A 25143-nucleotide genomic window follows, 5' to 3' on the forward strand; every position below is an offset into this window, starting at 1 on the left:
ATGGCAAGAGAAATTTTTGAAACCAAGCGAAAGGCCCTGAAAATAAATCTAAACCCAGAGATTTATGGAACCTTTGCAGAGATCGGTGCTGGACAGGAAGTCGCACGTAACTTTTTCAACGCAGGAGCAGCATCAGGCACAATTGCTAAAACAATGTCAGCTTACGACATGGCTTTCAGTGATGCAATTTATGGTGAAGAGGCTGATGGTCGATATGTCAGCAGAACACGTTTAAAGAAAATGCTCTCCCATGAATTCAATCTTCTTACCCAACGACTTCATGGCGATAAATACTGCAACAAAAAATTCTTTGCCTTTGCAGATACCGTAACAACCCTCAATTTCACCAAGACAAATGAACCTCATGGCTGGATCGGACTTCGCTTCCAACATGAAGTTGGAGGCCCTACAAATGATATCATTGTCCATGTAAGACTGCTAGACAGCGACAACCAATTGCAACAAAAAGTTTTAGGTATAATTGGTGTAAACCTATTATTTGCGGCTTATTATTATACAGACAATGTGCAGACCATGATCGAATCATTGGTCGATAACCTTTCTGTTGGTTCCGTTGAGATTGACCTGGTTAAATTAAACGGGCCTCTATTTGAAAACGTCAACCAACGTCTAATCAACTTATACCTGATTGCAAAAGGATTTGCTAAAGCCGCAATATTCCAGCCTGATGGTAAAGCGGTACAAATCAAAGATTATCTGTACAAAAAGAACATTATTTTACTTCGCACCAAATACCGTCAAAAATCCCTTCCAAACTTTGATCTCTTCAATCTTGCCGTTGAACAGTTCAAAAAAAATACGGGTGCAACCGACACAGACACCATTGTATTAATTGAGGTCCTGATGGGAAATGTGTTGGAAGATACGCATGAAATTACAGATGAAGACCTGCAAGAATTTGCTTCTAGAGCTGACGAACTATGTGCGACAGGCAATAATATTATCGTTAGCAACTTTAGAAGAAATAATCATTTAGCAGAGTTTATAAGCAACTTTAAGCCTAAGAACATTGGAATTGCAACCAACGTTTACAATTTAAAGAACATTTTCAATTCAGATAATTATAATAAAGAGTTATACACCAATGAACTCCTTTCCTATATCTCGGGAATGTTCAATAAAAATGTGAAACTCTACGCATATCCTTATCTCTTGAAAAAAGAAAATAAGATTATTACGACGCACAATATGCCGGTTTCTGAAGAAGCCAAACCTTTATTTGAATTCTTAATTAAAAACGGCTATATCATAGATATTGAAAATTACGATGAGAAATTTGTAAAAACCGTATAAGCAGATCGTCTCCAAAATTTTAATTTATTATATAGCCCAATTTTCTTAAATTGGGCTATATTTATTTTTGTGCCTTATGAAGCAAGAAAATGTAATACTGGTTGACAGCAATGACAAGATGATTGGCAGCATGGAGAAATATGAAGCCCATGAAAAGGGGCTATTGCACCGTGCTTTTAGTGTATTTTTGTTCAATGACCAAGATGAATTGCTCCTGCAACAAAGAGCATTAAGTAAATACCACTGTGGCGGACTTTGGACCAATAGCTGCTGCTCGCATCAGCGCCTGGAAGAAAGTAACGTAGACGCCGCCAAAAGGCGCTTAATGGAAGAATTAGGGATTACAGCTACAGCTCTTCAAGATATCTTCTCGTTCGTTTATAAAGCTCAATTTGACAACGGACTTACGGAGCATGAATTCGATTATGTCTTATTCGGAAAATTTAATGGGACTCCAGAAATTAACGAAGAAGAAGTTGCCGCAACAAAATACATGAATCAACGGGAAATTCAAAATGAAATACAACACTCACCCGAGCAGTTTACCCCCTGGTTCAAACTAATCTATCAACGTGCGTTTGATACTTACTTTAGTATATATAAAAACAAATTATAACAATCTTATACCGTGCAAAAAAAGATCCTGCCTTTTAAAAAGCAGGATCTTTTTTGTCTTTAGTTTAGCGAATCGCTATAAGAATTTTTTATAGATGGAATACAGAATTTTAAGATCATTCTCACTCATGAACGCTGTATTTACGTCCTGCTGAATGTAGTGAATCTTAAATGCTTTTATTGCCGCATCGAGATTACTTACATCGTAACCGATAATACGTAGTGCCATTTTCGGGTTAAAGTCTGCTGGAGGCACCTCTAAATAGTCCTCATACCAAAAGCCGAATCCTTGATCAGCCAGTTTTTTCCATGGGAAACGTGACGGATCGTTTTTTCGAGTTGGTGCCAAATCCATATGTCCAATAAAATTTGCCTGCGGGATTCTATAGGTCGCCTTTAAATAAGTCAACAACTGCGTCAAGGCTTTTATTTGGCCATCAGTCCAAGGATCAGTAGTCCCATTATTGTCGAGCTCAATGCCAATGGAAGAAGAATTGAGGTCCGTATCATTGCCCCATTTCCCCAAGCCCGCATGATGTGCCCGATAGAGGTCATTGACCATCTGAACGACTTTTCCATCCCGACCTACCACATAATGGGAGCTTACACCTGCTTTCGCGGAATGAAATGTACGGATGGTCTGTCCCAAAGAATCCTGTGCAGTATGATGAATGACTACAAAATTTGGTTTACGGATGCCAAAATTAATCGAGGCGATCCATTGTTGTTCTTTGACATTCACCTTCTCCAATTGACCGGTGACAGGCGATTGTTTATAGAGTTTTGAAAATTCTTTTGCTTGCTTCTTATATACCTTTTCAGTCTTCGCGTATTTCCCTCCCGCACAGGAAGCCAATAATGCTGTTGCGACACAAAGATTGATGGAAAATTTTAGTATCTTCATATTGAAATGTTTCAGCACAAACTAAGGCAAATTTGCCAACAAAAGCAAATTTATTAGCTTCGTCCTATAGTTCGACATAATTTCCAAATATCCTTTTCTTATACATTTCGGAACAACGCCGCCTGCTTTTAAAAAAAAGCCCAAACCAATGTTTGAGCTTTTTCCATGTCAACTATGCATTTCCTGCTTAACTGAAATTACATTTTTTATTATTTTAATGCGCTGAGGTTCAATTTTGACAAAAACCCCTTCAGCTCGTCCAGGCTATACCCATTTCCTCGGAGGGTAATTAGATAGCGGTCTTTCTCGAGATAACTTATCTCGGAGCTTTTTGCCGTTGAGCCTTCCACTCCTTTGCTATCCGTTGTTTTTGCCCGTTTACCTTCAAATTCGCCAGTTTTTTCTATTTCAGTATCTGTAATTTTCTCTGAATCTACCATGAAGCCCATTTGCGCCAAACCCACGATTGCCGAAGCAGTCTCGCCCGCGCCATCAATGATATTGACTTTAATTTCCTTCTGGTTATCGACAGTATAAGTAGCCTCTCCAGATACAACTTCTGCCCCGTACATTGATCCGCCAGAATAGGAAGTTCTTTTTAAACCATCTAAGCTTTCCGGTAAAAAAGCTTTCAACTCTTCCGAACTTAAAGGTTTCTCGGATTTAAGTTTGGCTTGAAGGTCTTCCAATTTTTTTGCCCCATCACTCAGATTACCCAAGTTGGATACTCCTTTAACCACATCCGAAATCCCAGTCTCTTTCTCCTTAGCATCTTCGCCGCCTTCACTGGATTTGCTGTTGCCGCAGCTCGCGACCAAAAGGCCCAGTCCTAAGAGAACAGGCATTACTTTCCATTGTCTTTTCATGATTATCAGTTTTAATTAAAACGCTAAAAAGAACAAAATAATATAATTAATCTAAATTTTAAAATCTGTTCGCATACGATCTTTAGACCTTAAAGCGCGACCTAAATTTCTACCTGTCACTTGTTTTACTCAGGTACTGCCGAATGGGACTGCGCTACACAAAAAAAGGCCCCTATACCAGTATAGAGGCCTTCCGTTATAACTACCGATATTATGCTTCGGCGTATTCTTCAATTGAAGGACACGAACAAATCAATGTACGGTCACCTTGAGAGTCGTTCACACGACCTACTGAAGGCCAGAATTTACGTTCTCTTACATACTCCAATGGGTATGCGGCAGTTTGACGACTGTAAGGTCTGTCCCACTCATCTGCTGTTACAACCGAAGCTGTATGTGGTGCATGTTTCAGTACATTGTTAGCTTGATCCACGTCTCCTGCTTCAACCGCAGCGATCTCTTCACGGATAGCAACTAATGCATCACAGAAACGATCCAATTCAGCCTTAGACTCCGATTCAGTAGGCTCAACCATCAATGTTCCTGCAACAGGGAAAGAAACAGTCGGTGCGTGGAAACCATAATCCATCAAACGTTTTGCAATATCTGCAACCTCGATACCGAAGTTTTTGAATCCACGGCAATCTAAGATCATTTCGTGTGCACAACGTCCGTTAGTACCTGAATAAAGTACTGGATACGCATTTTCTAAACGTGCTTTAATATAGTTTGCATTTAATATTGCTGTTCTTGTCGCATTTGTCAAACCTTCACCACCCATCATTGAAATATAAGCATGGGAAATAAGCAAGATTGATGCTGAACCAAATGGAGCTGCAGAAACAGCAGAGATACCCTCTTCACCAGAAGTCGAAACCACTTCGTGGTTAGGTAAGAAAGGAACTAAGTGTTTTGCAACACCGATAGGTCCCATACCTGGACCTCCACCACCGTGAGGAATACAGAATGTTTTATGAAGGTTCAAGTGACAAACATCGGCACCAATATGCCCTGGGCTTGTCAATCCAACCTGTGCATTCATGTTCGCACCGTCCATATAAACCTGACCGCCGTTTGCATGAACAATTTCACAGACTTCAATGATTGACTCTTCAAATACACCATGTGTAGAAGGATAAGTCACCATCAGTGAGTTCAAGTTTGCTGCATGTTCAGTCGCTTTTGCTCTTAAATCTGGAATATCGATATTTCCTAATTCATCACATTTCACGACGACCACTTTTAAGCCAGCCATAGAAGCAGAAGCAGGGTTGGTTCCGTGTGCAGAAGCAGGGATCAAACAGATATTACGTCCATGATCACCACGGCTCTCATGGTAAGCACGGATAACCATCAGACCAGCATACTCGCCTTGTGCTCCTGAATTTGGTTGGAAACTCATCTTCGCAAAACCGGTAATTTCAGACAACCAATCGTTCAATTCACCGATCATTTGCATATATCCAGAAGTTTGATCTGTCGGAGCAAATGGATGTAAACCGCCAAATCTCGCCCAAGTAACTGGCACCATTTCAGCTGTAGCATTCAATTTCATCGTACATGAACCCAATGGAATCATCGAGTGGCAAAGCGATAAATCTTTTGCTTCCAACGATTTGATATAGCGCAACATCTCATGCTCAGAATGATAGCTATTAAAGTTTGGATGTGTTAAGTAAGCAGAAGTACGTACTAAATCGGCAGGAATTGAAGAACCTAAATTCTCTTCTAATGCATCGAAATCTACGTCATTCAATGTTTTACCTTGAATTTTAGCAAATACTTTGACAATCGTTTTAATATCTTCGTATGTAGTTGTTTCGTCGATAGCAATTGAAACTTCCGAACCATTATAATAGAAGTTTAATTCGTTATTTAATGCTTCAGATTTCAAAGCACCAGCATGAGCACCTAAGCCTACACGTAGTGTATCAAAATAAGCTGCATTCAATTGCGTATAACCCAAGGACTGTAATGCTTGATCCAACAGATTGGCCAAAGCATTGATACGTGATGCTATATTTTTGATTCCTTCTGGGCCATGGTACACGGCATAGAAAGAAGCCATAATCGCTAAAAGAGCTTGTGCAGTACAAATGTTTGAAGAAGCTTTATCACGGCGGATATGTTGTTCACGAGTCTGCAAAGCCATACGCAATGCATACTTTCCATTTGAATCGGAAGTAACACCAATAATACGACCAGGGATATTACGCTTAAAGCTGTCGCGTGTCGCAAAATATGCTGCATGAGGACCACCAAAGCCCATCGGTACGCCAAAACGTTGTGAATTACCAACAACAACATCTGCACCCCATTCTCCTGGAGGCGTTAGCAATGCTAAACTCATCAAATCTGCCGCAGCACACACGGTAATATTTTTACTGTGAGCTGTAGCTGCAAATGATTTATAATCAACAATTGATCCATCAGCTGCCGGATATTGAACAAATGCAGCAAATACATCGTCTGTCAATTCTGATTCAGCAATAGCCGCAATTTTAAGCTCGATACCAAAAGACAAGGCACGGGTCTTCAATACATCAACCGTCTGCGCATAGGCATTGTCCGACACCAAGAATACATTAGCATCTTTATTTTTCCGAGCTGAATAAAGCATAAACATGGCTTCAGCTGCAGCCGTAGCTTCATCTAACAAAGAAGCATTTGCAATTTCTAAACCTGTGAAGTCACAAATTACAGTCTGGAAGTTCAATAAAGCTTGTAACCTACCTTGTGCGATCTCCGCCTGATAAGGAGTATACTGCGTATACCATCCTGGGTTTTCAAATACATTTCGTTGAATTACGCCCGGAAGGATTACATCGTAGTAACCTTGACCAATAAAAGATTTAAAAACTTTATTTTTCTCAGCGATTTCCGCAATACGCTTTAAATAGGCTACCTCAGACAATGCTTTAGGAAGATTTAAAGGTTTTGGAGCACGAATTTGAGAAGGGACCGTTTGGTCAATAAGTTGGTCAATTGACGAAACGCCTAATTTAGCCAACATTTCATTCGCTTCAACTGGACTTGGGCCATTGTGGCGACTTTCGAATTTTTCTTGGAAGTGTATATTGCTCATGTGTGCAAAAAGTTAACGCTTATAGATAGTTAGCGACATAATAATTAGGCAATTAACTCTCTTATAAACAGTCGTTTTTTGGATGAGCAAAGATAGCAAAATAAATGACTGAAAACGAAGCAAAAAAGTGGATAAAAAGTCAGTTTTACTGAGCTACTGAAATGCAATCGATTGTCTTTGTCAATTAATTTTTGGAATAACCTCAAACATACAGATTGTTCATTATAAATATAACAAACAATACAACAATCGCTTGCTACAATTTTAAAAAAACACAGGGTTATCTGTTATTTCACCTACGCATTTCTTTCATTACTTCACTATTCTTTTTTGCAATGCCAATGAATTTTCAATAAATTAGTATATGTACCAATTGTAAAGTGACTTCGAAATAACGATATACACTTTTTTGCTAAGAACAACTGATATCAAGGGTATTTTGCTATCAGGAATCTTAACAAAGAAAACATTATCCAGCTAGGGAAGCATCTCTTTTGACAAATGTAAATTATCACAAAAAACGAATATCATTTCTTTTTAACGAATATAAAACAGCGAAGTAACGATTATAAACCATGAGAAAACAGGTAACAGACAGCGTTCTTTTAGTAAGACCCTCTGTCTTCCGTAAAAATGAACAGACTGCGGTCAACAATTTCTTCCAAAGGGATATCGAAAATCTCAGTATAGAAGAAGTCAACAAAGAAGCGCAAGGAGAGTTTGACGCGTTAGTAAATGAATTGAAGTCACATGGAATTTTGGTGACTGTCATTCAGGACGACGAGAAATCAGAAAGCCCCGACAGTATATTCCCCAATAATATTGTCTCCTTTCATCAGGATGGAAAAATAATTTTCTATCCTATGTTTGCTCCCAATCGTCGAAAAGAACATTTATTGGATTTCGAAGGTCCATTGAAGCAAAACGGTTATTATGTAAAACTAACCAAGGATCTCAGTGAAGCCGAAAACAATAAGCAATATTTGGAGGGCACTGGCGCACTTGTCTTGGACCGCGCTCACCGTGTAGCCTACTGTGCCTTATCGGAAAGGGCAGACCGGGATATGCTCGACGAATACTGCAGGACTGAAAACTACACGCCTGTTGTATTTCACGCCTTCCAAACTGTCAATGGAGAGCGGAGACCTATCTATCACACCAATGTGGTGCTAGCCGTAGGCGAAGACTTTGCCATCTTATGCCCACAGGCAATCGATAATCAGGCCGAGCTCCAAACCCTGCTGAAGAGTCTAAAAGATACAGGCAAAGAGATCATTGAAATCAATGAGAACCAACTCGAATCTTTTGCAGCAAACTGCCTCCAGGTGAGAAATAAATATGGCAATCGTTTTATTGTCCTGAGCAATCAGGCTTTATCTTCATTGACTTTATACCAAACAGCGCAATTAGAAAAGCATGGTAAAATCATCCATCAAGACCTACATGTTATCGAGACATGTGGTGGTGGAAGTGTACGTCACATGATGGCTGAAGTTTTTCTTCCGAAAGAAAACATACTGAGCTAGCCCCAAGCATAATGATGCAGTTAGGCTGCTCTTTTTAAAATAAGCCTATTTTGCCTAATCAGGCTTATTTAATAGACAAATAAAAATGCCCCTTGGAGCCATTGCTCTCAGGGGCATTATCTTTTCTAAAACAATCTAATTCCTATTTCTCCAGTCAATTTAGAACGAATACCTCAATCCTAATTGGAATTGGTAAGGATTCCCTGAAGGCGATACAATACCAGAGTTGTTCAATCTATAATTGAACTGTTGCTTAACAGGGTCGAATGCAGGAATTTCGGGATTTCCATTTGCTGCCGCTGTTTTTGATACAGCATACAACGATTGATTACCTAAAGATTCATTGACTCCCCAAGTTTTCTTAAAGAGATTCGCAACATTGAACACGTCTGCTGAAAGCTCTAAAGCATGTGTTTTGTAAAGGTTGAATTTTTTAGCTATTCTTAAATCAATCAAACCATAAAAGCTATTGATACCGCCATTTCTTTCGGCCATCTTACCTTCGTACTTTTTAATATAATCTTTCAGACTTTGACTAGCTTCACCATTCGCCAACAATGCATTCATGGCATCAGCCAAAGCCTTTGGTGTATTTGTACTATTGGGATCGAAAATAAAGGCTAAATCATTCGAATTGGATACAAAATCGCCATTGATATTACCTCCAGCAAGCAAGCTGTAGCGTGTTCCACCAATTCCCGAATAACGAACCCCTACACTGACACCATAAAATGTAGGTAGTGTACCATAAATAACAATTTTATTTCGGAATTGATTATTCGAATAACTCATCTTACTCAAATCTCTTGGATCATCTTTTACCGCCAGCGATAGGGTCGCTGTATTGGCAACATTTCCATTGTAGGATGTGTTATCTTTCGCATCGTTCCACGTGTAGCTTACAGAAATCGATCCATCTTTGTAGTACTGATAACTTGCATCCAATACAACTGCAAACTGATTTACTTTTCCTTCGGAATTTAATTCTAACACACGTCCAAACTTATTGGAAATCCTTCCCTGTTTCCAATCTGGAACACCATTGACAATAGCCGTCGCTGGTACGAATACCCCACGATTATCTTCATTCGCCAATCTAAAGAACGGATCTTGAACCATATTACGATCAACATACATGTAGTTGTTGCGTCCTAGATTCATATATCCTGAAAGACTCGCTTTTAACTTTTCCGTAAAGAAATGCGTGTAAGATACATTGGCCTTGTACACCACTGGTATTTTCGCATCAGCTCCATAGGTGTTGATCGTTGGCACCTGAAATTGTGCCAGGGTTGGTGTTGTTGACGGATCATTTCTGTACCCCACAAAATTAGGTGTAGGCACATCGTTACCACGAACATCTACTGTCGCAAAATGCTTCCCATCAAAAGTTAAATTATTGATGGTCATATAATTATTAATATCAGATGCAAAGATACCTGCCCCTACACGGAAAAAATCTTTTCGCTCTTCATTCACATCCCAAGTCATCTGGAAACGAGGCTGTACAACAAAAGATTTCAACTTGTGATCTGTACGTACCCCCACTTCTTTCAGCAATTCTTCATTCAGTGGAGAGGTTGGATAATGGCCATAATCCAATCGTAGTCCCGCAACCAAATCCAATCCTTTCGCCAATTTGGTCTGCAACTGTCCATACGCACCAGCATTAAATATCTTACCGATCACAGTTGGATCGGCCACCAAAGGGACCTCCCGGTAAAATGCATAAGGTTTTAGGTTTGCAAAATTTTGCAATGCCGTATTGTTCGCATCGTCCCTAAAATGAAAACGTCCGTTGACTTCACTTCCGTAAATCGAATTTGCATGTGTATACATCAAATCCACACCAAACGTGTAATTGATATTATCTGTACTGTAATAAAGGTTATTGACCAACTGTACGACATTATTCTTAAAGGACTCCTGTGCAAACCGGTGACCGCCTAATTGAATATTGGTCGACAAATTACTTCCGTCAATGGTAGAAACCACATTCTCTACAATGGCACGGGGAATATTTTGACTAGGCAACATATCTCCAGGACTACTTTTTTGAAAAGTATAAAGATGTTGCAATTTCAGTTCATTGGTAAGCTTTTGGGAAATGGAAGTACGTAAAGTTGCTAAAAAACTGTTATCAATATTCTTGTCATTTCCGTATGATTCATATAAATTGATGGCGGTATTATCCTCTAGACCAAGCTTATTGAGGTCACTTGTAAAGTTATTCCGTATTGTCAATAAGTTCTTTTCATTGATCTGCCAATCTATACGACCAAATATGGCATCAGAGTTTCGTTTCTTATCGAAAGAACCATATTGCCTATCATTACTCAATCCATATTTTTCACGTCCTATACGAATATACTCATCTAGGGTCGATTGTGTAACATTGAAACGCTTTTCATCTGCTGGCGAATTGATATCGGCGATAATCAAGGGGCGGGCATCGCGTTGATGATCCCAAGCTACAAAATAATGTAATTTGTCTTTAATGATGGGACCGCCTAATGTAAATCCATATTGATACGTAGAGAAATCGTTGCTTCGTTTATTTCCTCTAATATCGTATGGGCTAGACAACCAATCGGCCCTTGAATAAAGCCATGCGCTTCCGTGCGTTTGATTTGTTCCTTGTTTGGTTACCGCACTGACTGTTCCTCCCCCTGCTCTTCCATAAGTCACATCATATTGGTTGGTGACCACTTTAAATTCACGAACGGCTTCTATTGAAATGGAGAACGGAGCACCACTACGACTGGTTGTTGAACCTGCAGAAGTCGGGTTTTTGGCATTCATACCATCAATCGTAAAATTAGTAGAGGAACCCAACTGACCACCGATATTATCTCCCTTACTCAAAGGAGACAGGTCCATCAGCGAAGTAAAATTCCGACCGTTGACAGGCAATTTCGCAATATCCTTGGCTGTAACCGCTGTAGCAGCACCTAGATTTTCTATTTTGTTCTTTAGGGTACTTATTCCTGTTAATTCAACCGTTTCTAATACATTTGAGGTATTTTGGATAGGAATCCTCAGGCGGACCATATCGCCTTGATTTAAATTAAATCCCGAACGCACTTGTTCGCCATAGCCTATATAAGTTACTTTGATTGTGTAGGGGCCGCCTAAAGGCAACTCCTTAAAGTTGAAATCGCCATTTGCATTGGTCGAAGTCTTCGTTGTGAAACCCGTTGATTCATTACGTACTTCAATTGAAGCTCCGTGAACTCCTTTATCATTTTCGTCCGTAATCTTGCCGGAAAACCCGGCTTGGGTCGTTTGGGCGTACAAACCTGTTCCAAGCGCAATGGCACATGTTGTGAGTAAAAATTCTTTCATTTAGTTGTTGGTTGTGATAATGAAAGCAAAACTACACTGGAACTGTTAACAGGAGCTAAACGAAATATTATGAAATTATAAACAAAGCATTTTAAAATATATATTAATAAAAATGAAAGCACTTTTGAAAAAAACAAGGCAATATCGGAACATGCAACAAAAGCATTTTAAATAGGGATAGAAATAGACCGTATCTGCAAAAAGTCTACATGATTCGTAAAAACCAACAGAAATGATCCGAACCGAAGGTCTTTCTTGCGAATAACATCACAAAAAAAGTCAGCCGAAGCTGACTTTCTAATACAAAATTGTAAACTTAAAATCCAATGGATTAAAGTATTTGTAAAGATCCCTAAATAGGTTATCTCCGTATTTGACATAGAGTAACGCGAAATTTTCAGACCTTTCCTGTAGTCCTCCTCCAGGAAAGAGCTTTTCCTTCACATTATCAATATCCGTTAAAGCATGTTGATGATTTCGCTTTTCGGCTTTCATCAGCTTTTTCTCTAAATTATTGATCGCTTTTTTTAACCGCGCTTTTACGGCTTCGGTACTAGGACCCAAACTTGGATCTATTTTATGAGTTCGTAACCTTATCTTACCAAAAATAGCGTTCAGCTCCATCCATTCGTCATTGAGATTCAGACGTTCTTTAGTATGGCGTCGAACATATTCTTTTTTCAGCACTTCTGCCGGACGAAAGATACTCTTAAACGTTAGATCAACGCGAAATAATTTAGCCGCAATGTTGTCCTCTGTTATCATAGCTGAATTGCGCGGTATCAAAATTGGAAAATCTACCTGATATTGGTCAAAGTTAGACTTCAATTGCATCCAGTAGACCATTTCGGCGCCACCGCCAATATAAGCAAGATTGGGAAGTATAATTTCTTGATACATCGGACGCATAACCACATTTGGACTGAAACGCTCTGGATAATGATCAATCTCATGTTCAAGCTCAGCCTTCGTAAAATAAATATTCTGGTGCAATACTTCGTATCGACCATCGGCAGCGAGCACCAAACGCTCCCTAAATTCATCCGTTAAATAAAAGAAATTAATCTCTCGAGCATGCACTTGGGTGGAGAAACCGTTTGATTCCAACTCTTCCGATCGCGCTGTTATTGCCTTAAAGCTTTTTTCAGATAAGATATCTTCCTTAATAATTGGCTTGAACAGGTCCTTCAATTCCCGGTCATCCGCATCGACGATCAAAAGACCGTAAGACTTAAACAACTCATTGACCATATACCGTGTTGCATCTGCTAATCGATCATGGTTCAAATAGGCTTCTTCCACAATTCGTGTAAGTTTAGTCGAATTTTCGGAAAGCCCTAAAATATTTGTGTACTGCTTCACAGCATCAACGATTGTTGCTGTATCCATTCGCCCGGTAGCAGAAACTGCAGGCGTATCCCAACTAATTTTCTTACCGAAGACTTTCGTATGGTTGATTTCTTCAAAATCATGATCTTCGGTCGCCATCCAATATACAGGAACAAAATTTTTATCGGGGTGTTTGCTCTTCAAATCTTCCGACAAACGTATTGCCGTCATGATTTTAAAAATAAAATACAAAGGTCCGGTAAAAATATTGAGCTGATGTCCCGTCGTGATGGTATAAGAATTCTGGTCGAGCAACAGCTCTATATTGGCAGCTACAGCAGGAGAATCCTTTAATAGCTCGCCATATTGATTTTTAAGACGCTCAACAAGAATCTCCCGGTGTTCAAATTTCTTCTTTTCGTTCAATTGCTTTTCAAAACCAGCCCAAGTAGGCCAGTTTCCAACAAAAGATTTTAAGGCTTCATCATGCGCCAAATAAGCCAATAAAGTCTTAGAGAAGCTATTTGTTTCACTATATTCAATATAAGTTGCCTTCATCTGCAAATTTTATTAATTATTCTCTATTCTTAATTGATAACGAAAATCCCCCAAAGCAAGCTGACATGGCAGTGCATCTTTTTCGCTAAATAGAACCTATTTTCAATTTTAATCAGAAGGATGATTCACCATGAAACGACAGGCTTTCTTGAATCTGATTTTAAACGGCTATAGATTGTTTAAAATGGGGATTGTACGCTTACAAATGTATCTAGTTTGCGTCGACAAAATAGTGAATTTTCACAAAAAGCTTGTCCCGCTTTTAAATTATATCATTTTACTGACAATTGTCTAAAAACAAACGGGCCTCCTTTGAATAAAGGAGGCCCGTTTGTTTCTATTATCATCTATAAGCTTTTAAACTTATTTCCTTACAATCTCACCATATAGATCGAAATCTTCAGCTCGGTCGATTTTTACCTGAACAAAATCACCAATACGTGCATAAGAATCTGCAGCAGGAATCAAAACTTCATTGTCGACTTCTGGAGAATCGTATTCTGTGCGGCCAATAAAGTAATCGCCGTCTACCCGATCAACCAATACTTTATACGTATTGCCCACTTTGGACTGATTGATATCATACGAAATACCTTGCTGTACTTCCATGATAGCTTCCACACGCTCTTCTTTTACTTCCTGTGGCACATTATCCTCTAGCGAATGTGCGTGCGTCTTTTCTTCATGAGAATAGGTAAAACAGCCTAACCTGTCAAAACGGGTCTCTTCAACCCAATCCAACATCTCCTGGAAATCCTGTTCAGTTTCACCTGGATAACCACAAATTAATGTTGTACGCAAGGCGATATCTGGAACTTTGTCACGTATTGCGTTGACAAGATCGATCTGTTTCTGTTTCGTTGTACCCCTTCGCATAGACTTCAACATCGGATCAGATATATGTTGCAATGGCATATCCAAGTAATTACAGATATTTGAACGTTCATTCATGGCGTCCAAAATATCCATTGGGAAACCCGAAGGATAGGCATACTGCAGTCTGATCCATTCGATACCATCAACATCTGACAAATGGCGCATTAAATCAGAAAGATTGCGCTTTCCATAGATATCTAAGCCATAATAGGTCAGGTCTTGTGCAATCAGAATCAATTCTTTCGTGCCATTCGACGCGAGAAATTTTGCTTCTTTCACAAGATCGTCAATGGATTTGGAAACGTGTTTACCACGCATCAAGGGAATTGCACAAAAAGAGCAGGGACGGTTACATCCTTCGGCAATCTTAAAGTAAGAAAAATGCGAAGGAGTTGTCAATAAGCGTTCGCCCAACAATTCATGCCGATAATCAGCACCAATGGATGACAATAGCTCCGGCAAATCATTCGTACCGAAAAAGGCATCAACATTGGGGATTTCAGCCTGTAACTCTGGTTTATATCGTTCAGAAAGACAACCTGTAACGATCACTTTATTGATTTTACCCTGATCTTTTAGATCCGAATATTGTAAGATCGCATCAATCGATTCCTGTTTGGCATTATCAATAAAACCGCAGGTATTGATTACGACGATATCATTCGCCTGTATATTGGATGCTTCATGCACGACTTCCATCTGATTGCCCTTTAACTGGCCCATCAGGACTTCACTATCGTGAATATTTTTCGAACAGCCCAAGGTCACCACATTGACACGTGGTTTATTGATCAAAGGCGCTGGTTTCGCGTATTTTGTCTTCATATGATTAGAAGGTAGACTCTATTTGAAAAGGGAGTCCACAAATTCCTTTTTGTTAAACAACTGAAGATCACCTATTTTCTCTCCTACACCAATGTATTTCACCGGGATCTTAAATTGATCAGATATACCAATAACCACCCCACCCTTAGCCGTTCCATCGAGTTTAGTCAATGCTAAGGCATTCACATCCGTTGCCTGCGTAAACTGCGTACATTGCTCAATAGCATTTTGTCCTGTCGATGCATCCAAGACCAACAAGATTTCATGTGGTGCACCTGGAACAACCTTCTGCATCACATTTTTGATCTTCGTGAGCTCATTCATGAGGCCAACCTTATTGTGCAAACGGCCTGCGGTATCAATGATACACACATCTTCACCATTTGCCACTGCCGATTTCACGGTATCATAGGCCACTGAAGCAGGATCCGAGCCCATTGCCTGAGCGACAACACGCACGCCAACACGCTCACCCCATAATTTAAGTTGATCAACAGCAGCTGCCCGAAAGGTATCCGCTGCCCCCAATACAACTTTGCTTCCAGCTTGTTTCAGCTGATGAGCCAGTTTGCCAATGGTCGTTGTTTTGCCAACCCCATTAACACCTACAACCATAATGACATATGGTTTATGATCGCCATAATTGAAATTCTCGAAATCAGCACTATTATTCTCTGCCAGTAGCGTTTGAATTTCCTCTTTCAGGAGATTGTTTAGCTCAGAAGTAGAAACGTACTTATCGCGGGCAACACGGGCTTGTATGCGATCAATGATTTTTAAGGTAGTTGTAACCCCAACATCAGAAGTAACCAAAACTTCTTCCAGATTATCCAGCACATCGTCATCTACTGTTGACTTACCAACGACAGCTTTTGTAATCTTGGAAAGAAAGCCTTCTTTTGTTTTTTCCAAACCTTTATCTAAGGCCTGTTCTTCTTCTTGTGTTTGTGGTTTTTTCTTAAAAAAATCAAATAATCCCATGGAGTGTAGTAGTGAAAATTGATGTTCAAATATAAACAAATGTCTGCAACAAAAAAAGCCCTTTCGGTAGGATACCAAAACGGCTATTTTTATCGAATTCTTTTTAAAGAAAAACTTTAAAAAAGGAAAATGCTACTAGTTATTTTTGAGCTGCTGCAACTGCGTCTTTCACTTTATCGTTGTGAACCATACCTTCTTTGAAAGTATACGCGCCAGTTTTTGCAGATTTAGTAGTAATAATAACCTTTGTAAATTCTTTACCGCCACCTTTTTGTAACGATGCAACTGCTTTCTTTGCCATGGTATATTAATATTTTACTTAGCGTCTCTTTCAAGTGCTAAGATGTGTGACTTACTTAATTTCTTTATGAACAGTAACTTTTCTCAATACTGGGTTGAATTTTTTCAATTCCAAACGCTCAGTTGTGTTCTTTTTGTTTTTAGTAGTGATGTAACGAGACATTCCCGGAAGACCACTTTCTTTGTGTTCAGTACATTCTAAGATAACTTGTACTCTATTTCCTTTTTTAGCCATTGTTTTACTTTATTTTGATCCTATTATAGGATTGAAATTCATGAATAATCTTAATGTAACAGGCGCGACAATCAATTAGATTGACCCTTTAACGATAAATTTATTGATCGCTGCTGTAATCCCGTTCTTGTTGATAGTCTTGATAGCAGAAGTAGATACTTTTAACGTAATCCAACGATCTTCTTCTGGAATGTAAAAACGTTTCGTTTGTAAATTTGGATAGAATTTACGTTTAGTTTTAACGTTTGAGTGAGAAACGTTATTTCCTGTTAACGCCGCTTTGCCTGTTAAATCACAAATTCTTGACATGATATTATTTTTTTGTTGTCTTTATTACAATATGTTAATCCTTTGCACTCTCTGCAAAGAGTTTGCAAATATCTATATTTTTTTTTGGATAAGCAACAAGATAATTGGAATTATTTTTAAAAATAGTTCTACACAGGGATGGTAAGGGCAAAAATAAAGGATTTTATTGTATTATATTTGCTCTGTAAAGAAAAATAGTTTTCAACAATTCACATTTATGAACAAATATCTTCGCAAGGGCTTAAGGGAAATAATCATTGGTGTCGTCCTTGTAATCTTAGGATATTATCTCATGGAACAGCGCTCCAATTGGTATAAACTCGCTATGCTTGTCGGAGTTATTGCATTTAGTATCGGTGTCCTGACTTTAATCTATCGCATGATTCGTAAGGTAGACCGAAATGCCATTATTGAGATGCGTGAAGAATCGCATAAAAAAGATAAAGAAGGAGATGCTGAACAAAACTAGGGGTATAGTCTTAAAAACAACCAACTATTCGGAAAGTAGCCTTGTGGCACAGCTATACACCGAACAGTTTGGCATGCAATCCTATCTCATTACTGGCGCAAGGAAGCCTAAAGCAAAGATCAAGGCCAATATCCTTCAACCCTTACATTTATTGGAAATTGTCGCTACACATAAAGATAATGGTTCATTACAGCGGATCTCCGAAGCTCGTCAAGTCCCTGTTTTGCAAGAAATTCCTTATGATATTGTCAAAAGCTCGCTCGCTCTTTTTCTGAATGAAATACTCTATAAAATTCTGAAGGAACAAGAAACTGACCATTATCTTTTTGAATTCATCCACCAATCTATCCGTTGGCTGGATGAAACGCATTTAAATCTGGCCAATTTTCACCTTGTTTTTCTAATCAAGCTAACCCGTTTTCTCGGGTTTTATCCAGCTGAATCTAAGCAGGCCCACCCTTATTTTAATCTTCATGAAGCTACATTCTCAAATAGCCTTCCTGAACATCCACTTGTATTACAGGAACCACATACGTCAATTTTCAGAAATTTAATCGAGTCCGAATATTCGAATTGCGATCGCATCAAAATGAGCAGTTCTGATCGTCAATTCCTATTGGAAAAAGTGCTCGACTTCTATCGTCTGCACCGTACAAATTTTAAAGAAATAAAATCACTCTACATTCTTGAAGAGATTTTTAGATAATTAAGCCCAAGTTTCCTATTCAAAAGATCCAACAGGCGCTCTTTGGATAATAGGAAATAAATATCCCCTCTGAAACGCTCAACCAGCCTAAACAAAATATCCAGCAATTACCTACCTGGTAACCATCCACTTGTCTCTAATAATTGTTCTCTCAGATAAATTCTTGGTACATTTATTGTAACAAAGTTGAAATAACATTTGGTTTACTAACATCATTTTCACCTAAAAAACTCTTAAAGATATGGAACTTAAAGAAGCCTTTTTAAAAGTTGTCCGAGACAACTACGCAAATTTTGAGGGGAGAGCCCGCCGAAAAGAATATTGGATGTATATACTTACGGTTCTTATTATTGGAGCAGTATTCGGAATACTAGGAAAAGTTGCGAGCTTATTTACGTATATCTCCGGCCTAGTAAGTTTAGCTTTATTTATTCCAGGGATAGCTGTTACGGTCCGAAGACTGCACGACACCAATAAATCAGGCTGGTTCATATTAGTTTTCTTTATTCCGTTTATTGGTTGGATTTATCTGTTCTACCTATTGGTTTTGGAAGGTGACAAAGGTCCAAATCAATACGGCCCTGACCCCAAAGCCCTGGAGAATGAAACGAATCATCCTTTTACTCAAAGCCAAGATCCTTTTGGTTCTTCTCGGCCACAGGATCCATTCGGAAGTTCGCAACCTTCGAATCCTGCGCCACCAGCACCCGATAAAGATCCCTTTGCTTAAGGATAACCCATATAAAAAGCGCTTTCACAAAATTGTGAAAGCGCTTTTTATTTAAATTCTATTTTTGATCTTTCCCGACCAACTAACGAAAATTCACAGCCCCAAGAATTGATAACGGATTTGATTCTCTAGAATTAATATCTATTCTTTTTCTTTTGTTGCCCGGGAGCAAAATCACGAGCAGACTGCTCTCCGTAGTATTTTTTAGCCTGACCTGGCGGCATTTTTTTCGGACCTCGGCCATGGCTGTGGCCATGATGGGTGGAATAACATGCCGACATGGAAACTGCTATTACAACAGAAAGAACCAATAATAAAGTGCGTTTCATCTTAATCTCCATATTTTAAACACTTCATTACAATTATCAGTCCAAAATGTTTAACCGACCATAACAACCGCCCCCGCGCTTACTCTTTGGAATTGCCAATGCTAAAGGATAATATTGATCCTGGCTCATGAAATATAACTGCATAAAAAAGCCCATGCTGTTCGCATAGGCCTTTTCACAATAAATATATCTTCAATCTAATTAGATAACTCTTACATTTACCGCATTAAGACCTTTACGGCCTTGTTCAACTTCGTAAGATACATTGTCATTCTCACGAACTTTGTCTACTAATCCAGAAACGTGAACAAAAATTTCGCTCTCGCCTGAGTTAGGGATGATGAAACCGAAACCTTTGGTCTCATTAAAGAATTTTACTTTACCTTCTTGCATGGCACTATATTATTAATTTCCCTAAAGGTATAGAAATAAAATCAAAAATCTTAACCTTTTTATTTTTTTTATCCGTTAAACTTTTTCATCAACTTTGGCTCCAATCTTGTAGCAAAGCGATAATAGCAATCGTATTATTATAAAAACTTTAAGACAAAAAACATGAAAAAAATACTTTTAGGACTTGCCTTTTTAGGTTTGATGACTCAATTAAACGCGCAACAAATGGTTAATAAAGAATTTGTATCCACGGTAGGCCGTGCAGAAGAGGAAGTAACTCCCGATATCATCTACATCGATGTGACACTGAAAGAGTTTTATGAGAATGGTAACACCAAGAAAAAAGCTGCAATAGACAAATTAGAAAAGGATCTGTTTGATTCGGCAACAAAAGCTGGTGTCAAAAAAGAGGATTTTACCATCCAGAATATCTGGAGTTATAACGTTCCGGACAAAAAGAAAAAAGATACAGATATTCTACTTTCGAGACAGTACCGTATCAAGTTAACCAACTTGAATAATTTGGATCAATTACTAGATGGAGTCGACAAAGCAGGGATCCAAAGCACTTATATCAGTGAATATGACTATTCGAAGAAAAAAGAACTGGAAAAAAGTTTAAAAACCAAAGCAGTATTGGATGCCAAAGCTAATGCACAGATTCTAGCAGAAGCAGCAGGTCAAAAAATTGGCAAAGCTATCGTATTATCTGAAACACCGCAACAAATTATATTTGGCGTTCAACCGATGATGCGTAACGCGATGTATAAAGGCGCCATGGCCGAAGCTGCAGATAGTGCTGCTGGCAATGGGCTTGATTTAAATATCAGACCGATGAAAGTAACGAGTGAGATCAGCGCTTCGTTCGAGTTATTGTAATCATGCACAGAGAAAAAACTCCAGCAGATAAATTAAAACAAATTGACCAAGATTTCGGTTGGATCGACCGAATATCTTGGTTAATGGATAATCAGTTTAAAATTGGAGGATTTCGGTTTGGCTTAGATCCGCTATTAAATCTTATTCCCCTAGGAGGAGCAATAGCGGGTTTTGGAACATCACTAGTCTTAGTAATAGCCATGTGGCGTAATGGCGCCAGCCCCAAGCTCGTTATACGCATGCTCCTTAATATTTCCCTGGATGCAATTCTTGGTAGCATTCCTTTCCTCGGAAACCTGCTCGATTTTTTTAGCAAAGCCAACGAAAAGAATATCAAATTACTGAGACAACATTATTATGAAGGAAAACATACGGGTTCCGGTATCGGAATCGTCATCGGCATCCTGGTTGTCTTTTCCCTTCTTATCGCTGTTACATTGTATCTTATTTGGACATTATTCTCCTGGGCTTTTTCGCTGCTAAATGGTATCTAATGCCAGCAACTCCCGTCATTCTCCCACTAAAATAGAATCCTTGGTATTTCTGGGGAAACAATGACCTATATCTAATATCTATTTAATAATTTTGATGTCGATAGTCATCCAGTTATGACATCCAAAACTTAATCTCGAATTTAAAATGAGTAAAAAAAGAATATTTGCACTGATTTTGATCGTCGTCATGCTGGCCGCAATTTTGACTAACCCCAGCAAAGAGGAACATGAAAAAATTGTACGTGCGAAAGCTGAACAGCTATTGAAAAGCCAGCTTCATGCAAAAGATCAGGAATTTTTCGGATTGGGGATGCAGCTTTTTGGCAACGACATTGTCGATAGATTTATTCAAACTTCGGTCGTGGTAGACAACTACTATTTGTTTTCCTTGACAAAAATAAAATGGCAGGGCACCGAACAGATCATAGGCGGAGGAGCCTTCAAACATATTTGGCTGAGCCCAAAAATTGATGAAAAAGCAGATGAAATTATTGCTGCATTGAAAAAGATCTAATATGCCTTTAGAAATACTTTACGAAGACGAATCCATCGTTGCAATCAATAAACCGCATGGACTATTGGTACATCGATCTTCTATTGCGCGCGATGCTTCAGAATTTGCGCTACAGCTCCTTCGGGACCAACTAGGAAAAACAGTTTATCCGGCACATCGTTTGGATAGGAAGACTGGAGGCATACTGCTATTTTCGCTAAATAAGGAGACTGACCAATATTTACAAAAAAGTTTTCAGGAGCGCAAGATCGACAAAAAATACCTCGCCGTCCTCAGGGGCTTCGCGCCAGCAGAAGGTCTGATTGACTATCCCTTAAAAAGGGACGATGGCACGGTTCAGGAAGCGCAAACATCTTTTCGTTTACTTGCTCAAGGCGAACTTGCCGTTCCCTTCGGAAAATTTCCGACATCGCGATATAGTCTCGTCGAAGCCAATCCAATTACAGGTCGGATGCATCAGTTACGTCGACATTTTGCTCATATCTTCCATCCTATTATCGGCGATCGCCCGCACGGATGCAACAAACAAAATAAGTTCTGGAAAGAAACGTACCAAATGGATACCATGCTATTACATGCATCGGAGCTGACCTTTAAACATCCTTTATCAGGCGAAGACGTTCATATCAAATCTGCCCTACAACCTGATTTTGTGCGAGTATTGGAAATATTAAACCTCAACGAAGTATGTTAAAGTTAATTCTCGAAGCCTTTATCAGCATATCCGGTATTACTGCAGCTTCTGGCATTGTCTATCAGGATAGGCAGATCCATATCGTTTCTGACAATAGCAATTACCTCTATAGCTATAATCTCACAGACCAGAAGTTGTCTAAAACGGTACTCCGGCAGTCTGATCCGATGGAAAACATTGCTAAAGCAGCTAAAATGGATTTGGAGTCAATCACTTTCGATGGTAACCGCTACTATCTCTACGGTTCGGGATCTACACAAAATAGAAACAGCCGTTTTATTTGGGACGGCAAAACAGTCCTTCAGGAAGACTACAGTAAAATCTATTCTTCCTTAATGGAAAAATTCAGTATTTCCAAAGAAGACTTCAATATTGAAGGCGTTGTTCATTTAAAAGATAAGATCTTATTTTTTAACCGGGGAAATGGTCCTAAAGGCACAAATGCCATTTTAGAGTATCACCCGCTTTCTCCTAGCCGGTCCCGTTGTATCCCGATTGAACTACCCAAGCTAAATGGCATACCGACAGGCTTCTCAGATGCAACTCTGGTTGGAAATGAAATCTATTTTATCGCTACCGCCGAAGACGCAAAATCGACTTATCTGGATGGAGAAATCGGTGGTTCCCTTCTTGGAAAAATACCTTCAGATCTTTCTGGTAAACCCGAGACATTCGAAATTCCTGAAAAGCATAAATTTGAAGGAATCACCTTGAAAGAGGAGACGGCCCAAGGTCTAGTTTTCCTGCTGTGTGAGGATACCGATAGCGAAGATGATAATATGACCATCTATTCACTCCAGGTAAGCAATTAAATCGATTGTTCTAAAATGGATTCACAGTGAGGAATCACGTATATTTTATTAAATTTGTAGCTGATTAAAACTTAATTTTTATGTTAAAAAATACTGCCCTTTCGGAGACGCACATTGCTTTAGGAGCAAAAATGGTTCCCTTTGCAGGCTTCAACATGCCCGTACAATACACAGGCATCAATGATGAGCACGAAACAGTTCGCACAGGTGTAGGAGTTTTTGATGTAAGCCACATGGGTGAATTCATCCTAAAAGGTGAAAAAGCCCTGGATCTACTTCAAAAAATCTCTTCCAATGATGTGTCAAAATTATACGATGGCAAAGTTCAATATGCTTATATCCCCAATGAAACTGGCGGTGTAGTTGATGACTTCCTAACATACCGTATAGACGATAAGACATATTTTTTGGTTGTGAATGCGTCAAATATTGAGAAAGATTGGAACTGGATCTCCAAGTACAATACAGATGGTGTGGAGATGAAGAATATCTCGGATCAAACCTCTTTATTTGCGGTACAAGGTCCTAAGGCTGCGGATGCACTTCAATCGCTTACAGATATCGAATTAGCTCCAATGGAATACTACACCTTCGCAAAAGGTACATTTGCAGGTGTAGAGAATGTGTTGGTCTCTGCAACAGGATATACTGGCGCTGGAGGTTTTGAAATCTATGTGGCCAATGAAGATGCCCAAAAAGTGTGGGATGCTGTTTTTGAAGCAGGTAAAGCTTATGGAATCAAACCAATTGGTTTAGGTGCCCGTGATACTTTACGTCTAGAAATGGGTTTCTGCCTGTACGGAAATGATATCGACGATAATACATCTCCTTTAGAAGGCGGTTTAGGCTGGGTAACGAAGTTTACAAAAGACTTTGTGAATTCTGCGGCGCTTAAAGCGGAAAAAGAAGCTGGTCTAAAGAAAAAGCTTGTTGGTTTCGAGATGATTGACAGAGGCATTCCTCGTCATGATTACGAAATCGTCGATGCTGATGGAAATGTAATTGGACGTGTTACTTCAGGTACGCAATCACCAACATTGAAAAAATCAATCGGTTTAGGTTATGTGGATACAGCCTTTTCAAAAGACGGCACCGAGATCTTCATTCTGATCCGCAATCAAAAAATAAAAGCAAAAGTAACAAAACCACCATTTGTGAAGTAATAAAAAAAGCCTGCTTAAAGCAGGCTTTTTTACTTCTTCTTTTGTTTTGTAGTAGGTTGCTGTTTACCGCTTTCTTTTTGTTGAATAAGCGATCGAACTCGTTTGCTTAAAACAACGCGGAGGTAGATCAAAACCACCAAAAAGGCGATGGATAATCCCGTTACCAACATGTTGCCGGCCTTATACCCTTCAAAACCACTGTAAACTAAAAATACAATAGCCAAACTCAACACTATATTTAGAAAAAAATACTTTAACATATTACTTTTTTATTAATCCCAATACCCGTTGTCTCCATCCTCCAAAGAAATAGAATGCCCCCCCAACAATGTTTAATAAAACGATCGTCAAAGCCATCAGCATCCTTTCTGTGTTAGAAATTGTCCTCGAAAGCATGATTTCCCGTAGAACCAATATTACCCATAGGAGAGACAATAAAATGGAAAGGCTACCTAATATAGGGAATATACCAAGGTTAAATAATCGCGCTAAAATAGCTACGCTATAAAAAGCAAGACTAAACAAGAAAGCTTGCTTAGTCTGATGCTCCAAATTCTTCATCTTAATAAACGTCTAACTCTGGATCGATTTCCTCTTTCCAAGCTAAAATTCCGCCTTTTAAGTTTGCAAGATTGTCAAAACCCTGTTGTTCCAATAACATAATCGCCTGTGCAGAACGTTTTCCAGAACGGCATTGTACGATAACAGGTTTATCTTTCGCAATCTTATCAGCTTCGATCAATATACCTGAAAGTGGAATGTTCAATCCATTTAAATTTGATACTTCATACTCAAAGGATTCACGAACGTCTATCAACTGAAAATCTTCGTTGTTATCGATTTTATTCTTTAATTCTTGTACAGATACTTCTTTCATTTTCAAACTATTTAA

General features: G+C 39.0%; 26 protein-coding genes. 12 read left to right on the plus strand and 14 right to left on the minus strand.

Features of this window, described 5'->3' with window-relative positions:
- Both HS960_RS20345 and idi read left to right on the plus strand, forming a co-directional pair.
- Positions 1 to 1314 (plus strand): nicotinamide mononucleotide adenylyltransferase, encoded by a 1314-nt coding sequence (locus tag HS960_RS20345; protein WP_153845321.1) that lies wholly within the window; start codon positions 1 to 3, stop codon positions 1312 to 1314.
- A 76-nt stretch (positions 1315 to 1390) separates the two neighbouring features.
- Entirely contained in the window at positions 1391 to 1930 is a 540-nt protein-coding gene (gene idi, locus HS960_RS20350) for an isopentenyl-diphosphate Delta-isomerase (protein WP_182330543.1), read from the plus strand.
- A gap of 75 nt (positions 1931 to 2005) precedes the next feature.
- Here the strand turns inward: idi and HS960_RS20355 are convergent, their stop codons facing one another.
- The 3 genes from HS960_RS20355 to gcvP all read right to left on the minus strand — a co-directional run bounded on the left by HS960_RS20355 (position 2006) and on the right by gcvP (position 6784).
- Positions 2006 to 2833 carry an N-acetylmuramoyl-L-alanine amidase gene (locus HS960_RS20355; protein ID WP_182330544.1) on the minus strand — a complete coding sequence of 276 codons (828 nt, stop codon included), beginning with the start codon at positions 2831 to 2833 and terminating at the stop codon, positions 2006 to 2008.
- A 209-nt stretch (positions 2834 to 3042) separates the two neighbouring features.
- The gene (locus HS960_RS20360) at positions 3043 to 3699 is read right to left on the minus strand and encodes a hypothetical protein (RefSeq protein WP_182330545.1); all 657 of its coding nucleotides are present in this window, start codon (positions 3697 to 3699) and stop codon (positions 3043 to 3045) included.
- 211 nt (positions 3700 to 3910) lie between these two features.
- Complete coding sequence (gcvP, locus tag HS960_RS20365) at positions 3911 to 6784, minus strand: aminomethyl-transferring glycine dehydrogenase (protein ID WP_182330546.1); 2874 nt, start codon at positions 6782 to 6784, stop codon at positions 3911 to 3913.
- Between the two features lie 575 nt (positions 6785 to 7359).
- Between gcvP and ctlX the strand changes: the two genes are divergently transcribed.
- Positions 7360 to 8310, plus strand: a complete 951-nt coding sequence (gene ctlX, locus HS960_RS20370; RefSeq protein ID WP_182330547.1) for a citrulline utilization hydrolase CtlX — start codon at positions 7360 to 7362, stop codon at positions 8308 to 8310.
- 159 nt (positions 8311 to 8469) lie between these two features.
- Here ctlX and HS960_RS20375 read toward each other — a convergent pair whose 3' ends face one another.
- From HS960_RS20375 to rpmB, 7 genes are all read right to left on the minus strand, one after another.
- Positions 8470 to 11655: a TonB-dependent receptor gene (locus HS960_RS20375; RefSeq protein WP_182330548.1), complete on the minus strand. Its 3186-nt coding sequence runs from the start codon at positions 11653 to 11655 to the stop codon at positions 8470 to 8472.
- 297 nt (positions 11656 to 11952) lie between these two features.
- On the minus strand, positions 11953 to 13542 hold the full coding sequence (bshC, locus tag HS960_RS20380) for a bacillithiol biosynthesis cysteine-adding enzyme BshC (RefSeq protein ID WP_182330549.1): 1590 nt from the start codon (positions 13540 to 13542) through the stop codon (positions 11953 to 11955).
- A gap of 363 nt (positions 13543 to 13905) precedes the next feature.
- Entirely contained in the window at positions 13906 to 15243 is a 1338-nt protein-coding gene (gene rimO, locus HS960_RS20385; protein WP_182330550.1) for a 30S ribosomal protein S12 methylthiotransferase RimO, read from the minus strand.
- Between the two features lie 18 nt (positions 15244 to 15261).
- A complete protein-coding gene (ftsY, locus tag HS960_RS20390; protein WP_046672598.1) occupies positions 15262 to 16224 on the minus strand; it encodes a signal recognition particle-docking protein FtsY in 963 nt (320 codons plus the stop codon).
- 139 nt (positions 16225 to 16363) lie between these two features.
- Positions 16364 to 16525 carry a DUF4295 domain-containing protein gene (locus tag HS960_RS20395; protein WP_153845312.1) on the minus strand — a complete coding sequence of 54 codons (162 nt, stop codon included), beginning with the start codon at positions 16523 to 16525 and terminating at the stop codon, positions 16364 to 16366.
- Between the two features lie 51 nt (positions 16526 to 16576).
- A complete protein-coding gene (rpmG, locus tag HS960_RS20400) occupies positions 16577 to 16759 on the minus strand; it encodes a 50S ribosomal protein L33 (protein WP_002998409.1) in 183 nt (60 codons plus the stop codon).
- Between the two features lie 75 nt (positions 16760 to 16834).
- Positions 16835 to 17068 (minus strand): 50S ribosomal protein L28, encoded by a 234-nt coding sequence (gene rpmB / locus HS960_RS20405; protein WP_046672597.1) that lies wholly within the window; start codon positions 17066 to 17068, stop codon positions 16835 to 16837.
- 217 nt (positions 17069 to 17285) lie between these two features.
- Here rpmB and HS960_RS20410 point away from each other — a divergent pair, with 217 nt between their 5' ends.
- The 3 genes from HS960_RS20410 (at position 17286) to HS960_RS20420 (ending at position 18973) form a co-directional block, all read left to right on the plus strand.
- Positions 17286 to 17537: a signal peptidase gene (locus tag HS960_RS20410; protein ID WP_120335659.1), complete on the plus strand. Its 252-nt coding sequence runs from the start codon at positions 17286 to 17288 to the stop codon at positions 17535 to 17537.
- Positions 17521 to 18243: a DNA repair protein RecO gene (gene recO / locus HS960_RS20415; protein WP_088159768.1), complete on the plus strand. Its 723-nt coding sequence runs from the start codon at positions 17521 to 17523 to the stop codon at positions 18241 to 18243. The genes HS960_RS20410 and recO overlap by 17 nt, the downstream gene beginning before the upstream one ends.
- Before the next feature lie 241 nt (positions 18244 to 18484).
- A complete protein-coding gene (locus tag HS960_RS20420; protein ID WP_182330551.1) occupies positions 18485 to 18973 on the plus strand; it encodes a DUF805 domain-containing protein in 489 nt (162 codons plus the stop codon).
- Between the two features lie 134 nt (positions 18974 to 19107).
- On the opposite strand, the gene HS960_RS20425 is transcribed toward HS960_RS20420, so the two are convergent.
- Positions 19108 to 19302 carry a quinol oxidase subunit 4 gene (locus tag HS960_RS20425; RefSeq protein ID WP_088163406.1) on the minus strand — a complete coding sequence of 65 codons (195 nt, stop codon included), beginning with the start codon at positions 19300 to 19302 and terminating at the stop codon, positions 19108 to 19110.
- A gap of 201 nt (positions 19303 to 19503) precedes the next feature.
- Positions 19504 to 19695, minus strand: a complete 192-nt coding sequence (locus HS960_RS20430) for a cold-shock protein (protein ID WP_046672593.1) — start codon at positions 19693 to 19695, stop codon at positions 19504 to 19506.
- A gap of 162 nt (positions 19696 to 19857) precedes the next feature.
- On the opposite strand from HS960_RS20430, the gene HS960_RS20435 reads away from it, so the two are divergent.
- The 6 genes from HS960_RS20435 to gcvT all read left to right on the plus strand — a co-directional run bounded on the left by HS960_RS20435 (position 19858) and on the right by gcvT (position 24251).
- Positions 19858 to 20574 (plus strand): SIMPL domain-containing protein, encoded by a 717-nt coding sequence (locus HS960_RS20435; protein WP_182330552.1) that lies wholly within the window; start codon positions 19858 to 19860, stop codon positions 20572 to 20574.
- A gap of 2 nt (positions 20575 to 20576) precedes the next feature.
- A complete protein-coding gene (locus HS960_RS20440) occupies positions 20577 to 21068 on the plus strand; it encodes a DUF4112 domain-containing protein (protein WP_153845311.1) in 492 nt (163 codons plus the stop codon).
- A gap of 145 nt (positions 21069 to 21213) precedes the next feature.
- The gene (locus tag HS960_RS20445; protein ID WP_075990458.1) at positions 21214 to 21582 is read left to right on the plus strand and encodes a DUF4359 domain-containing protein; all 369 of its coding nucleotides are present in this window, start codon (positions 21214 to 21216) and stop codon (positions 21580 to 21582) included.
- A gap of 1 nt (position 21583) precedes the next feature.
- Positions 21584 to 22276: a pseudouridine synthase gene (locus HS960_RS20450; RefSeq protein WP_182330553.1), complete on the plus strand. Its 693-nt coding sequence runs from the start codon at positions 21584 to 21586 to the stop codon at positions 22274 to 22276.
- Entirely contained in the window at positions 22270 to 23088 is an 819-nt protein-coding gene (locus HS960_RS20455; RefSeq protein ID WP_182330554.1) for a DUF6929 family protein, read from the plus strand. Before HS960_RS20450 ends, HS960_RS20455 begins: the two co-directional genes overlap by 7 nt.
- Before the next feature lie 80 nt (positions 23089 to 23168).
- Entirely contained in the window at positions 23169 to 24251 is a 1083-nt protein-coding gene (gcvT, locus tag HS960_RS20460; RefSeq protein WP_153845308.1) for a glycine cleavage system aminomethyltransferase GcvT, read from the plus strand.
- A gap of 29 nt (positions 24252 to 24280) precedes the next feature.
- Here the strand turns inward: gcvT and HS960_RS20465 are convergent, their stop codons facing one another.
- Positions 24281 to 24511: a DUF6358 family protein gene (locus HS960_RS20465; RefSeq protein ID WP_046672586.1), complete on the minus strand. Its 231-nt coding sequence runs from the start codon at positions 24509 to 24511 to the stop codon at positions 24281 to 24283.
- Between the two features lie 302 nt (positions 24512 to 24813).
- Positions 24814 to 25128, minus strand: a complete 315-nt coding sequence (locus HS960_RS20470; protein WP_070562591.1) for a rhodanese-like domain-containing protein — start codon at positions 25126 to 25128, stop codon at positions 24814 to 24816.
- Positions 25129 to 25143 lie beyond the last annotated feature (15 nt).

It is taken from the genome of Sphingobacterium paramultivorum (assembly GCF_014109745.1).
Taxonomy (GTDB): Bacteria; Bacteroidota; Bacteroidia; order Sphingobacteriales; family Sphingobacteriaceae; genus Sphingobacterium; species Sphingobacterium paramultivorum.